Below are 11419 nucleotides of genomic sequence, written 5' to 3'. Positions count from 1 at the left end.
CTCAATCAAAGCCGCCTTGCGCTGCATCCAATCTCTAACCCACCTGACTCGGCCAATCTAGATGAAAAGTGCTCTAGTGCGGTTTTCGTACGTGAATGCGCTGTAGTCGTTAAAGGCTCTTAAACATAATGTGCGTATCCACATCTCCAAACTGCGGGTGGCGAAATGCCCGCGGGGTCGTGCCAATGATTTCAAAACCGAGCTTTTGCCAAAGCGCAACAGCCGCCACATTTGTGGACACAACAATGTTGAATTGCATGCCTCGGAAACCGCGTTCCTTGGCGAGCCGAAGCGAGTGTTCTCCGATCCGCTTGCCAATGCCTTTACCATGATGGTCAGGGTGCACCATGTAAGAACCGTTGGCGATGTGATCTCCTAAGCCGATTTGGTTTGCCTTGATGATATACGTGCCAACGAGTTGACCAGCATCAACCGCTACCAGTGGGCCGTAACTCATCCATTGCTTGCGAAAAAGCTCGCGATCGCTGTCGGGTGGAAACACATAGGAATCGCCCGCCGCGACAACGCGCTGGAATATCTCCCACATAGCGTCTTCGTCGCTTGGTTGCGCCTGTCGTATATCCATCAATCTGCTCCAGGTTGAGTTCCCGATTCAAATGCGATGCGGTTGCGGCATTCAGGCCCTTGAGACAGGATGCGACAGCGCTTCACATAACACCATCCTATAGATTGGCGTAAATCGCCAATAATCAGGCGACGCCTCTTCAATAAATGGTGGGCCCACTCGGACTTGAACCGAGGACCAAGGGATTATGAGTCCGTTGACATCCTCTTAATTTAAGGCAATTATCAGATTGTTGCCAGATATTAGCCAATATTTGGCAACAAATTTACGCCGAAAGCGGCACAACCTCGCGCTCAATGTCTTTACCTTTCTCGGCCTTTGCCTTTCGCAGCTCGTAGCCACGCTGCATGTTTAGCCAGAAGGCGTCGCTTTGCCCGAAAAAACGCCCCAAGCGCAACGAATGCTCGGCGGTGATGCTATGCTTTCCCTTGATGATTTCCGTAATGCGTGAGGCCGGGATACCCGTTCCCCGCGCAAGCTGTGCCCGCGTGATTCCCATTTCTTCAATCACGCTCAACAGGTCTTCACCTGGATGTGTAATATTCTGAGTCATAGTTCCTCCTTAGTGATAATCGACAATTTCTACATCGCGGGCATTGCCATCCTCCCACTTAAAGCAGATTCGCCACTGAATGTTAATCCGAATCGACCACTGGCCTGCACGAGCGCCGCGCAGTTGTTCCAAATGGTTACTTGGCGGAATCCGCAAGTCATTGACACTTTCAGCCGCGTCCAAAAAGCGGAGCTTTTGCAAGGCGCGTTGTTGGATGTCCGACGGAATTGAGCGGCAGCGGCTTCCGTTCCAAAGCTTTTCTGTGTCCTTGCTTGCGAATCCCTTGATCATGGGAACGATCAAAGCACAAATTACGGATTCTGTAAATATCAAAATTACAATTTCTGTAACTTTTTATCGAAGCGACGATTCAACTTAGCGTCGCTAACCGTGTCGTGGCATCGTAGGAAATTGTGCCGACGTGCTCACCGTCGATGTTACTGCTTTCTTCCGTGCTGATGGTTACCACCTTGCTTTGCTCGGCTAGTGGATTTCCGTTGAGGAATGGCAGCAGGCGAAGGCGCACTTGGCCAGTTGATCCAGTGCTTTGATACCAGAATGCGCTCAATGAAACAGTGAACGCCGAAACGTCGGGGTAGTCCGTTGCAAGTTGCTGGAAGTTAACCGTTATTTCCTCTGAACCTGAAGCCGACGTGTCATCACCGGCCCAACTGAGGTAGGCTCCATCGGCAGAGGCGCGCCCCCAGCCTACTACGACCCCACGCGGCGGGCTTGTGATTTCCGTCCGCGTGTCCAGGTCGACACCATCGAATTCACTCCAGTCGTAGGCAATGAGCAGCGTATCAAATGGCCCTCCTAGGCTGATTTCATTAGAAACGATACTTTCCGATGTCTGTTGAAATTCTTTTTGTATGTCATCTGGATATTCCCAATGCGGCGGCAGCGGCGGCATAAACTTGCCATTCACATCATAGGAGTTGCTGGCCACACTTTTCGTTTCGTTTCGCCCACCGGCCATTTGAGACTGCCCATATTCGCCATAATCAAAAGTCATCAGCCAGTTGTTATTTGCGAGCGATTGCCCAGTGGCGTATTTCTCCAGTTTAATTTCTGAGGCAAATGGTAAAGGCTCATTGTGCGCATAGTGCGCTGGCTGTGTTGTCGAAAGCCCGTTGTCAGATATTGAGCGGTCGTTGATTGATAAGCGAAAATCGCCGACAATTCCCTGCCCTGTCGGCACAATGGCATTGTAGGAAAAGCTTTTGCACTGCGGAAAAAATCGCCCCAGCTGACTGTCGGCAATGATCCCCGCCTGCCGCCCCAGCTTGATCATACGAAGCCATGCCTTAATATGCTCCCGCTTGCGTGGCAGCTTCATTATTGTGCGGGCACAGCGGCGATGGTCTGTCGCCAGATCGGCCCATAGAGGCGTTCGAGCTTCGGGGGATTGGGCGTGATCATTTGCCCGCGCGAAATCATGCGCTGATACTCCAAAACAGTTGGGCTCGAATCAACGCCCAGCATATTGGTAATGCCCCCATCGGAACCAATCGTTTTAAAGGTGGGCGTGAGCTGGTTGGCAATCGAGTCAAAGGCTAAAAAGTAAGAGTGGTTATTCACACAGGGCGCCGTAGATGAAAACGGGTCACGTCCTTTCAAGCCGCCAATCGATCTCCCCGGTTCAAGGTAGCTGCTGCTTACGCTGGCGAGTAAATTGACCGCAGTTTCCGGCTTAAATGCACGGCTGTAGGTCACCGTTTTATTGTCCACTTGGGCGCTAATGACGGGAAAATCAACGGTCACGGTGTTCCCGCTGGATTCGAGCACCACAACCTCGTTTGAGTACCATGGAATAGTTTTTGAGGTTGATGGTTGCCAACTGGGCGGTTCGTAAGAATTTCGTTGTCGGTAAAATCTAATCATGGAGCCAGGCGTCAAAATAGTGGCGCCCGAAAGCGTCACTTTTACCCGTTTGCCGACGAATCGTGCGCCTACAATGTTCAGATTTTGCGTGATGCCGTCGACCATTCCAGGGAAGGAAAACGACGCGATGCCCGGCTCGCTGTGTGTTTCCTCTGGCACATAGCCCCACACCTCGCGTAAGCGCAAACGACCGGGAGGCTCAGGCGTGGGCTCCTGCTTAAGAAGTCGAAAATCGCGGCTGGCAATATCCGCGCGGCCATTGAAGGCGGACAGCGTCGTATCGAGCTGCGTCTCCCACAGAGGATCTGGTGTATAGTATGGCTCGTCAATGATGGCCTGCGTTTCGATGAAGTAATTCGAGCAGTCGCCAAATTCTTCAAACAGGTAGAGCGGTCGAAATCCCCCAAAGTAATGCTTGGACTCGTATGCCATTAGTTGCTTCCTCCAATGTTCGCACTGATCAAGTCAAAGGCGTCAGCAATTTTAATCATCGCCTCAAAGCCTTCACGTTGCAGGTTTTCAAAACTCATTGAGCTGGTGGGAAGTCGTGTTCCGTTATAGTAAATGCCAGGCGCATCATAGCTTACCGCGTTGGCCGCCGAGTGCGCCAATTGTGAGCGACGCCATTCAGGTAAGAAGATATTGCCAGCAGCGTTGGCGTGTAGCTCACGCACTCGCTCCATGCTTGCACCTTCAGTGGCGCGTCTTAAAACTTCCTCAACCACGCCAGCCCCACCTGTGGGTCGATAGTTCGCAGAGGTGTAAGCACTGCTGAGTTGGCTCAGCACTTCGGGACTCAATCCAGCAAGGCCGCCCAATCCGCTACCGCCTCCTGTAAAGCTAACCTTCACTCGGCTCGATGAAGCATTTGAACTGGACGACGTGTTGGAGCTCGTCGATGAGCCAGAGGCATTCTTCAATTGTTCTTCCGCCTCATTCGCCAAATCAAGTTGCTTTTGTTTTTCGTCGGTCGCCTGCTTTTCGAGCTTTAAGCGTTCGCGAATTAAATCCTTTGCCGCTTCTTCAGTGATGTTCAGTTTTTCGGCCAGCTGATGCGCTTCGTCGAGAAGCTCCAGACGTCGCGCCTCATGGTCGGCCTGCTCATTTAAACCCTGCGCCCGCAATCGCAGCACGTTCAAATCCTGCTCATAGCGCACGCGGTTAGCTTCGATCAACTCGGCGGCAGCCTGCAGTTCCATGGCGTGCAATTGGGCGCGCTGCTCCGCCAACGTCCGGGCGATCATCAGTGCCTCTTCATCGCTCAGATTTTGATTTTCCTTTAGCTGCGCAAGGTCTTCTTCAAATTGGATGCGGTTCTGAGCCTGGAAGATAATTTCCGCATCACCTGTCAGTTGCGCTTGCTGTAAGTAGCGTATTTTCTCAAACGAAAAAACTTGGTTGCTATCACGGCGCAACTGCTCCGCCGCCAGCTCCTGCTCACGTTGCATGCGTTCGGCGTGCAGTTGGCGCTCCTTGTCCGACTGGTCATCCACGGCCACCACTGTTTGGTCGACCACTTCCTTGCTCGCCCGCTGCTCTTGGATCATTTCCTTGTAGCGCGCCAAGCGGTCGCCTTCCATCCGGTAGAGCTCGCCAATCTGCTGAGCGTTGAACCCGGCAAGGTTAAGCTGCTCGATGGCAAAGCGCAGTTGCTCATCCTTGAGCGTGCCCAGCTTTATAATGATCTCTTCCAGCTGACGCGGATCTTCTTCCACGAGGCGGATCGGCTCGATGGCTTTTTCCGTAAGTCCGGTAATGTCGTTTACGAATACAGCGACACCGGATGATAAGTCATCAAGGTATCCGATACTTGCCTTAAACATCTCAAGCGAATCGTTACCCCACTCTAGCAGCTGGCTATATGCTGGAACTAAATCCTTACCGATACTTGTTGCGGTCTCTTCAATCTCAGCCTTAAGAAACTTTTGCCTATTTGCCGCGCTATTTGCAGTGCGCGCAGCATCGCCATGCGCGGCGCTCGTTCCTTCCAGTATAAGCTTATAACTGACCATGGCGCGCTCTGCAGCGGTCAGCTCACGACGCCCATCGCCAATGCTCATTTCAAAAGCACGCGCCTTGACTGTGCCTGCGTTCAGCGCGACGCCAAACTTGAGCAACGGCTCGTATTGCCCCACGAGCCCCGAGCGGATGCGCTCCAGTGCTTCGGCAATGGGCATGTTGTTAAAGCTGGCCAAGTCACCAGCCAAAGTCGTGACGCCCTCAGTTAGCTCGAAAGCCTTTTCTGGTGCAATCCCCAGCGGCACGAGCAAATCTTGAATCTCCGCCGTCATCCCGCGTAGCTCCGCCGTGGTCGCAGGAATACTTTTACGCATTTGCTGAATGCGCGCATTCATACGCTCCGCCGCCGGGCCAAACACCACGTTGAACTTGCTGGCGGTTTCCTCGGCGCTCACTGCCAGGCTGACCATTTCCTTGGTTGCGCCCGCCAGGCCCGCCAGACCAATTGCTGGACCTAGCGATTTCGGTAGTGCGCTCATCACCTGCCCAAAGCCGCCCACCTCGCGCTTGGCAAAGGCTGACTCTTTACTGAACGCGCGCAAATTCCCGCGTGACTTGCTCAGCGCGGAATCAAACTTGCCAGTATTGCCGACGAGATCGACCTTCAGCTTTCCTACAGTGTGCGTGGGCATCGTTTAACTTTTCTCAGGTGGATAAAGCGCCATCATCAGCGCGAGCATGTCATCGGGTGTTTGTGTCTTGCGGGGCATGAAGTCATCAGCTTTCGCAGGAGGCTTCGGGCGGGCCATGGCGTTGACAATTACGGCCTTCAGTGCGCCATCGCGCATCAATTGCCGGTCTTGCTTGCGACGCCAGGCTTTCCATACAGCGCGCTCCTGCCCCACCGTCAGCCGCCAGAACTCGGCGGCGGGCCTTCCGGTTTCGACGATCCATTGACCGACTCGCTCTTCCCAGCTAAAGGGGCGCTGTCGGCGTCCTCCTGTTCGCCAGCTTCGGTGTCAGGCTTGCCAAGATACGCTTCAACGGCGTCCGTGGCGCGCTTGATGATGTCGCCAAACTTTGCATCGCAGAGTTCTTCGGCGTAGGCATCCGGCGTTTCCGCTTCGGTTTCCTCGTCGATAGTCCAGAGAATGGCGCAAGCCGTGGCAAAGGCGCCCACTCCAAAGAGGTCGGTTATTTGAAAGCCAGCCGTGTTCAACTGGTAGTGTGAAGCGTGGGTGAATTTTTTCATGCAATATAGCTTACGTTGAGTTCAATGACTTGGTGAAAAAGTATGCTCTCGCCTTCGCGGTCGTGGTCTTGTGATGGAAAGCTCAAGCGCAGGTCTTGAATTTCCTGCCCATCGAGGTCGCCACGAAAGTTGTCGAGCAGGGCATCGAGCGCCTGACGAATGCCAATGATGTCGCGGTAGCGCTCCGCATAGGCGTCTAGCTGCAAGCGCGCCTCGCGCAAGCCGCTAGGACCGTCGAGATCGTGGTCGATTACGCCGGAAATTTCGCGATAAGTGAGCAGCGGGCGCTCAGTGTTCTTCGGTGTAGCAAGCGGGAAAATGCGGTCGACCACCAATGCTTTAAGCGCGGCGTCGCCCTTCAGTTTGGCGCAAAGTTTTTCGTGTAATGCGTCAGCCATCAGCGCGTTCCTTTCTTGCGCAAACGGTCGACTTCTTTGTCAACGGCTTTCACGGCGGCCAGTTGCGAGGCGGCAATCGCCCTGCCCTGCTCCAGGTCAAAAGCCGGTCGTAGAAACGGCTTGGCCTCGCTGTGCGCCGTGCCAAATTCCACGAGGTGCGCGTACTGCGTAGGGTTCACGGGCTTACCCTCGAAAATCATTTTAAAGCCCGTGCGCGGGCCAACCGCCGCAAACACCGCGCCACCTGGATACGTCTTAACTTTGGATACGCCAATAGCTTTGGCCAACTGTCCTGTGCGCTTGAAGCGACGCGCCTTCTGCTTCGCAGCCTTGCTGATCACGCTGGCGCCAGCACGCACTCCGGGGCGCATGATGCGGTTCTGCCCAGACTGTGCGAGCCCGGCAATGAACTTGTCCAGCTCCAGGTCGCCCGTCAGTGTCATTTCAAATTCCACTGCCATCAACCGTTGCCTTCACAGGTTATTTCCAGAAACGCGCGGCGCTTGATTTCGATAACCGATAAAATTTCCAGCGTCTGCCCCTCATACACCACACGATGCGAATCCGTGACGCCCGCCACGTAACGAATGCAGAAGAGCACCCGCCGCTTAGACCGTTGGCGGTTCTGCTGCTCGGGCTCGCTACCAGGTGATTCCATGCGCCGGGCGGGCACGTTGATCAACCAGTTTTTCCACGTCGCAACCGCCTGCCCGAATTCGTCCGCTGCAGTCGTTTCGCGCTGAATGGTGATGCGCCGATCTAAAAGCCCGGGATTCATACTATTTGGGGGAGCGGTTCTCTTTGCGAATTTTGATGACAAGCAGCACGATGGTCAGCAGGCCGCCCACAATGCCGACCAGCACTTGCACGTGCATGAGGATGTTCATCAGGCTCAGCCCGCCAGCGGCAGCCAGCAGCACGCGGTCGAAGATGCTTGTGAGTGGATTGAGGTTCATTTGAGTGCGCGTCCGATGTAGCCAATGGCGATAGCGGCCAACAGCTGAAGCTCGTCCCATGGTGTAAATGGCGGCGCTTGCCCGAGAAGAATCATCACTACGTTGTAGGTCAGAATCAGCGCGAGCAGCAGCACGCCAATGAGCGCCCAAATTTGCCATTTACCCATGAGTCTAAGCCGATTGAAGTTTAGGAATCAGTAACGTCGGCGACTACGGTGGTTTTTTCACCCGTCTTTTCGTCGAAAACGGTCACCACTTGCTTGATGGCGCCACCCGCTGCCGCGTAAGGCGAAAACGCTTCCAGAATTGGGCCGCTGATTTCCTTCACTTTGTCGCCGACTTTCGCAACGCCATCGTAATACGCGCCAACTACCAAGGCTTTGCCTTCGTAGGTTGTTTTGACGACGTTGGCGACTTCGGACAGGCGCTGATTTTGCCCGCCCATCGACGCCTGCAACTGCTCGGCGTAGCCGTCAGTATTGGATTTATCCACTTCGTTGATCGTGATCTTTTGCCCGAACGGCCCCTGGAACTCTTCACCACCGCCAAGCTTTACGGGAACAGAAAGACCTTGCTCGATGGTCACGCCCTTGGCGGCCAGCGCGGCAAAGTCCGAGTTCATGCCTTGGTCAAAGGTTACGATGGGAACCATCGCGCCATTAGGCAAAAGCTGATAAGTTGCCACACCCTGATTATTCAGGTTACGTGTTGCAGTGTGCTTTTGCGTGGCGCCAGTCGCATCGGTTTGCATCGGCATATTGTAAGCCGCGCCGGTTTGCTCAGGCGATTGCTCGGCAACTGGATTGCTTGTAGAGCAACCGGCGAAGATGGAGACAGCGGCAGCAGCGGCCGCGAGAGTTAAGATACGTGTTTTCATGAGTTTATATGTTTCGTTGATTGATTACTTGTTGAGCACGCCGACGGACCCATTCGGGCGGGTCAGCAGAAAAGTTGGTGTAGGTGCCAAGGCGCACGGCGATGTAGCAAATGAGCGCCGTCCACCAAGCTTTGAACGCCGGGTAACGATGGCGGTAAGTCATTTCATGCTTGATGAGGTCGAAGAACTCTCCATCCACCGCGAAATTGCTGCGCGCTGGTTTGCCATCCATGCCCTTCTTGCCGCGCTTGTCGTCATGCCAGAGACCTGAAAGCAGAATTGAACGCCAAGGCACAACCGCACGCGCCCAAACCGGGATGCTTGGTCCGTCCGTGATCATCGGGCCTTCGATGATGTCTACATCATCTTCACCCCAACGCACAATTTCTCGACCATCCATTAGCCACCAATCGCGGCCAAGTGGAATTAGCTCAGGTATCTCGATAAATTCAGGCATGATATTACCAGTTAATGGCCTCCAATTCGGCTTGCGTGCTGGCGGCGTCGATGGCGTCAGTCAGCGTTTTGCGCTTGGTAAATGCGGCAGACTTGCGGGCCATTGCTGCCTGATAACCAGCCAGAAATTGCTCGCGCGTGATGTCGCGGAAAACGCCGTCAGCGCATTTGTAGTTCGCGTAAACTTCTAGCGGGGCTAAGAGGTTGATCAGGTCGTTGACATCGGCCCGTGCCTCCAAATGCGTCCGAAACGGAATGCCTTCCACTTCGATGTCCGCCGAGTATTCCGCCTCACAGGCTTCCGCTATTTCGTCACGCTTGGCAGCCTGTGCAGCGGACAAATCGAACGCGCCAACCATGGCCGCCGCGTCGTCAATCTGCTGCTGTGTGAGGACGAGCTCGTGCTCAGTGATTACGTCCTGTTCGTCTTCGGTGACGTAAGCGAGCGTCAGCGTTTCGGGATGCCAAACGCCGTCCTTTGCACCGGGCTCTAAGGGCACTGGCAACGGTTGTTTGTGGAAGCCGCCGCCCTTTTTGAAGTGCAGGCCGCTAGTGGTTACGGTGTCAAGTTGGGTGCTCATGATTGTTATTCGGTGAGTATATAATCAACGCGGAAATCCATAGCTGTGGCGTCGGAGTCTGTGGAATTAACTACTATGTTATTCCGCGTTAAACGCTGGGCTGAGGAGGGCGCTAAAAATAAGGCTCCGTTGGCAGGTAGTGCTTCTGTCGAATCAGCTAGAGCAGAGGTTGTTGACCGGTCGGATCGCAGGAAATCAATATCCGAAACCGAATCGCCCCCTAAGACGCTACAGCCAGTTACTAGTGCAGCTCCAGTTGGTAAAATATCCCGCGAGCTGGACAACAGTTCTACATTGCCCGATCCGCCGTTGTAGGCATCGACGCCGAATGCTCGGATATAGCCAGATGTTTTGGGAATCAAATGGCTAAATCCAGAGGCCGAAATCAGCCCATCGTTATAATTGGCAGACATGTCGCGGACTTGATACCCGATTCCCTCATCCAGCGGATAGGCTGCCACCACGCCCTTAACGCGAACCGTAAAATTGCTGACTTCAAACGATGAGGGCGTATTGCCCTCCGAGAACGAAAGCACGTTACTGTTTCCTGTCGACGTAATCTCGACTGATTTGCTGCCAGTGGTCGTAAACGTCTCAGTGTTGCTTACCGAAGTGACCACAGATATTACACCCCCAACCGTGGAACGTAAGGCAAGCTGAGGCGACTCATTGACAACGTCCAAATCGAACTCGCAAATTAGCGTTGTCCCAGCGGCTATGGTGACTGGCAAAACCCACCCCGCAGTGCCAGTGCCAGCGGTATTTTCCGCCGTGAAACCAGTGGACGATGCGTCAGTAAAGGTTTCCATGCTGTCAGCGGTCGCAGTTGGAAGTGTGATGTCTCCGGCCGGGTTGGTGCTCGATGCATACGCGGGATGCGCCGCGAAGAAGGCTTCCAAGCCGCTCTGGTAAAGTTCGGTGGTTTCACTGCTGCTGAGCTCTTCGTTAAAAGTTGCAAAGGCGCGGTAAATGGTATCCCCAAAAACAGAGTTGGACCGTAAATCGCCATCATTGGAATTACTATCTCCGAGGTCGATGGAACCCACTGCCGACGAACTTACGCTGTCATTCAACACACCATCGACATACAGGCTTAGTGTGGTTCGATCATCGACCAAGACCAAATGATGCGCTCCCGATAGCGCAGAAAAATCACCGACATTCAAGAGCGTCGAACTGCCGCCAGAGTCGATATAGGACATATTCAGACCACCGCCGGACAGCATGTTGATCAGAATCCGGTTATTTCCGCTACCATGTGTTCGGATGAGCGCAACCGTGCTTGCGGGTGTCCAATCTTCGACCTCTACATCAATCACCATCGACCAACTGCCCGCGCCAAAATTAGCGAAGCCATTAGGGAGGGCGCAAGTAGCTGGGACTGAGCTATCAAGCCACACTCCTGGACGCGAAGCCCGCCCATAGTCCAAACGCTCCAGAGCGGCCTCGATGGCGTCGATTTCGGCATCGGTGTAGTAGCTGCCACTAAGCGTGGCCAATGTGGCGCTGTTGTTCGCAGCGGCAAGCGTGGTCAAATCAGCGTCCAATGGCTGGGCGTAGTCATAGACCGCGCCAGGCGTGGCGACGCTGGCGTCAGAGTCTGTAATGACCGTAGCGATGCCGACTTGAGAGGCGCTGCCCAGTTCGAGAAAATCATACCAGTTCTCCGAATCCGCATTCGAGATCGAAGGATCGTCGAAGAAATCATCGATTTCCGCTTCAGTGTAAAAGCTGCCGCCCAGCGCCGAAGCCAGGCTAGCGGCGTTAGCGGTCCACAGCGTGGACGGCGTTTGCACGACGCCGGATCCGTCGACGGTGACGACGTCGTAGCTGCTGGTGGGTGGGACGTATTGCGCGGCCGCAATGAGCGGCGCCAATGCGAGGGCGAGGATGATGCGTTGTTTCATGGGTTGGAAA

17 protein-coding genes are annotated in these 11419 nt (G+C 54.3%); all 17 read right to left on the bottom strand.

Annotated features, from left to right (window positions below; translation table 11 throughout):
- Positions 1 to 109 precede the first annotated feature (109 nt).
- The 17 genes from RBB63_RS22265 to RBB63_RS22185 all read right to left on the bottom strand — a co-directional run bounded on the left by RBB63_RS22265 (position 110) and on the right by RBB63_RS22185 (position 11409).
- Entirely contained in the window at positions 110 to 586 is a 477-nt protein-coding gene (locus RBB63_RS22265; RefSeq protein WP_309387536.1) for a GNAT family N-acetyltransferase, read from the bottom strand.
- Positions 587 to 851: 265 nt separating this feature from the next.
- The gene (locus tag RBB63_RS22260) at positions 852 to 1139 is read right to left on the bottom strand and encodes a HigA family addiction module antitoxin (RefSeq protein ID WP_309387535.1); all 288 of its coding nucleotides are present in this window, start codon (positions 1137 to 1139) and stop codon (positions 852 to 854) included.
- A gap of 9 nt (positions 1140 to 1148) precedes the next feature.
- Positions 1149 to 1430 carry a type II toxin-antitoxin system RelE/ParE family toxin gene (locus RBB63_RS22255; RefSeq protein ID WP_309387533.1) on the bottom strand — a complete coding sequence of 94 codons (282 nt, stop codon included), beginning with the start codon at positions 1428 to 1430 and terminating at the stop codon, positions 1149 to 1151.
- A 79-nt stretch (positions 1431 to 1509) separates the two neighbouring features.
- Positions 1510 to 2478 carry a hypothetical protein gene (locus tag RBB63_RS22250; RefSeq protein WP_309387531.1) on the bottom strand — a complete coding sequence of 323 codons (969 nt, stop codon included), beginning with the start codon at positions 2476 to 2478 and terminating at the stop codon, positions 1510 to 1512.
- Positions 2478 to 3455 (bottom strand): hypothetical protein, encoded by a 978-nt coding sequence (locus RBB63_RS22245; protein WP_309387529.1) that lies wholly within the window; start codon positions 3453 to 3455, stop codon positions 2478 to 2480. Before RBB63_RS22245 ends, RBB63_RS22250 begins: the two co-directional genes overlap by 1 nt.
- The gene (locus tag RBB63_RS22240) at positions 3455 to 5674 is read right to left on the bottom strand and encodes a coiled-coil domain-containing protein (RefSeq protein WP_309387528.1); all 2220 of its coding nucleotides are present in this window, start codon (positions 5672 to 5674) and stop codon (positions 3455 to 3457) included. Before RBB63_RS22240 ends, RBB63_RS22245 begins: the two co-directional genes overlap by 1 nt.
- 3 nt (positions 5675 to 5677) lie before the next feature.
- On the bottom strand, positions 5678 to 5887 hold the full coding sequence (locus RBB63_RS22235; protein WP_309387526.1) for a hypothetical protein: 210 nt from the start codon (positions 5885 to 5887) through the stop codon (positions 5678 to 5680).
- A gap of 2 nt (positions 5888 to 5889) precedes the next feature.
- Complete coding sequence (locus tag RBB63_RS22230; RefSeq protein WP_309387525.1) at positions 5890 to 6234, bottom strand: hypothetical protein; 345 nt, start codon at positions 6232 to 6234, stop codon at positions 5890 to 5892.
- Entirely contained in the window at positions 6231 to 6632 is a 402-nt protein-coding gene (locus RBB63_RS22225; protein ID WP_309387524.1) for a DUF3168 domain-containing protein, read from the bottom strand. The genes RBB63_RS22230 and RBB63_RS22225 overlap by 4 nt, the downstream gene beginning before the upstream one ends.
- Positions 6632 to 7093: an HK97-gp10 family putative phage morphogenesis protein gene (locus RBB63_RS22220; protein WP_309387522.1), complete on the bottom strand. Its 462-nt coding sequence runs from the start codon at positions 7091 to 7093 to the stop codon at positions 6632 to 6634. The genes RBB63_RS22225 and RBB63_RS22220 overlap by 1 nt, the downstream gene beginning before the upstream one ends.
- On the bottom strand, positions 7093 to 7410 hold the full coding sequence (locus RBB63_RS22215; protein ID WP_309387521.1) for a phage head closure protein: 318 nt from the start codon (positions 7408 to 7410) through the stop codon (positions 7093 to 7095). Before RBB63_RS22215 ends, RBB63_RS22220 begins: the two co-directional genes overlap by 1 nt.
- Position 7411: 1 nt before the next feature.
- Positions 7412 to 7588, bottom strand: a complete 177-nt coding sequence (locus RBB63_RS22210; protein WP_309387520.1) for a hypothetical protein — start codon at positions 7586 to 7588, stop codon at positions 7412 to 7414.
- A complete protein-coding gene (locus RBB63_RS22205; RefSeq protein WP_309387518.1) occupies positions 7585 to 7755 on the bottom strand; it encodes a hypothetical protein in 171 nt (56 codons plus the stop codon). The genes RBB63_RS22210 and RBB63_RS22205 overlap by 4 nt, the downstream gene beginning before the upstream one ends.
- Before the next feature lie 20 nt (positions 7756 to 7775).
- The gene (locus tag RBB63_RS22200; protein ID WP_309387517.1) at positions 7776 to 8465 is read right to left on the bottom strand and encodes a hypothetical protein; all 690 of its coding nucleotides are present in this window, start codon (positions 8463 to 8465) and stop codon (positions 7776 to 7778) included.
- Between the two features lie 4 nt (positions 8466 to 8469).
- Positions 8470 to 8922 (bottom strand): hypothetical protein, encoded by a 453-nt coding sequence (locus tag RBB63_RS22195; RefSeq protein ID WP_309387516.1) that lies wholly within the window; start codon positions 8920 to 8922, stop codon positions 8470 to 8472.
- 4 nt (positions 8923 to 8926) lie between these two features.
- Positions 8927 to 9502 (bottom strand): DUF4376 domain-containing protein, encoded by a 576-nt coding sequence (locus RBB63_RS22190; protein WP_309387515.1) that lies wholly within the window; start codon positions 9500 to 9502, stop codon positions 8927 to 8929.
- Positions 9503 to 9507: 5 nt separating this feature from the next.
- On the bottom strand, positions 9508 to 11409 hold the full coding sequence (locus RBB63_RS22185; RefSeq protein WP_309387514.1) for a hypothetical protein: 1902 nt from the start codon (positions 11407 to 11409) through the stop codon (positions 9508 to 9510).
- Positions 11410 to 11419 lie beyond the last annotated feature (10 nt).

The sequence above is a fragment of the Cerasicoccus frondis genome, from assembly GCA_031296915.1.
Lineage (GTDB): Bacteria > Verrucomicrobiota > Verrucomicrobiia > Opitutales > Cerasicoccaceae > Cerasicoccus > Cerasicoccus frondis.
This window is presented reverse-complemented; position numbering and strand designations above follow the sequence as displayed.

What these genes read in the sequence shown, in the direction of transcription:
- RBB63_RS22265 (WP_309387536.1), bottom strand. Translation starts at nt 586, where the DNA reads ATGGATATACGACAGGCGCAACCAAGCGACGAAGACGCTATGTGGGAG.
- RBB63_RS22260 (WP_309387535.1), bottom strand. Translation starts at nt 1,139, where the DNA reads ATGACTCAGAATATTACACATCCAGGTGAAGACCTGTTGAGCGTGATT.
- RBB63_RS22255 (WP_309387533.1), bottom strand. Translation starts at nt 1,430, where the DNA reads ATGATCAAGGGATTCGCAAGCAAGGACACAGAAAAGCTTTGGAACGGA.
- RBB63_RS22250 (WP_309387531.1), bottom strand. Translation starts at nt 2,478, where the DNA reads ATGAAGCTGCCACGCAAGCGGGAGCATATTAAGGCATGGCTTCGTATG.
- RBB63_RS22245 (WP_309387529.1), bottom strand. Translation starts at nt 3,455, where the DNA reads ATGGCATACGAGTCCAAGCATTACTTTGGGGGATTTCGACCGCTCTAC.
- RBB63_RS22240 (WP_309387528.1), bottom strand. Translation starts at nt 5,674, where the DNA reads ATGCCCACGCACACTGTAGGAAAGCTGAAGGTCGATCTCGTCGGCAAT.
- RBB63_RS22230 (WP_309387525.1), bottom strand. Translation starts at nt 6,234, where the DNA reads ATGAAAAAATTCACCCACGCTTCACACTACCAGTTGAACACGGCTGGC.
- RBB63_RS22225 (WP_309387524.1), bottom strand. Translation starts at nt 6,632, where the DNA reads ATGGCTGACGCATTACACGAAAAACTTTGCGCCAAACTGAAGGGCGAC.
- RBB63_RS22220 (WP_309387522.1), bottom strand. Translation starts at nt 7,093, where the DNA reads ATGGCAGTGGAATTTGAAATGACACTGACGGGCGACCTGGAGCTGGAC.
- RBB63_RS22215 (WP_309387521.1), bottom strand. Translation starts at nt 7,410, where the DNA reads ATGAATCCCGGGCTTTTAGATCGGCGCATCACCATTCAGCGCGAAACG.
- RBB63_RS22210 (WP_309387520.1), bottom strand. Translation starts at nt 7,588, where the DNA reads ATGAACCTCAATCCACTCACAAGCATCTTCGACCGCGTGCTGCTGGCT.
- RBB63_RS22205 (WP_309387518.1), bottom strand. Translation starts at nt 7,755, where the DNA reads ATGGGTAAATGGCAAATTTGGGCGCTCATTGGCGTGCTGCTGCTCGCG.
- RBB63_RS22200 (WP_309387517.1), bottom strand. Translation starts at nt 8,465, where the DNA reads ATGAAAACACGTATCTTAACTCTCGCGGCCGCTGCTGCCGCTGTCTCC.
- RBB63_RS22195 (WP_309387516.1), bottom strand. Translation starts at nt 8,922, where the DNA reads ATGCCTGAATTTATCGAGATACCTGAGCTAATTCCACTTGGCCGCGAT.
- RBB63_RS22190 (WP_309387515.1), bottom strand. Translation starts at nt 9,502, where the DNA reads ATGAGCACCCAACTTGACACCGTAACCACTAGCGGCCTGCACTTCAAA.
- RBB63_RS22185 (WP_309387514.1), bottom strand. Translation starts at nt 11,409, where the DNA reads ATGAAACAACGCATCATCCTCGCCCTCGCATTGGCGCCGCTCATTGCG.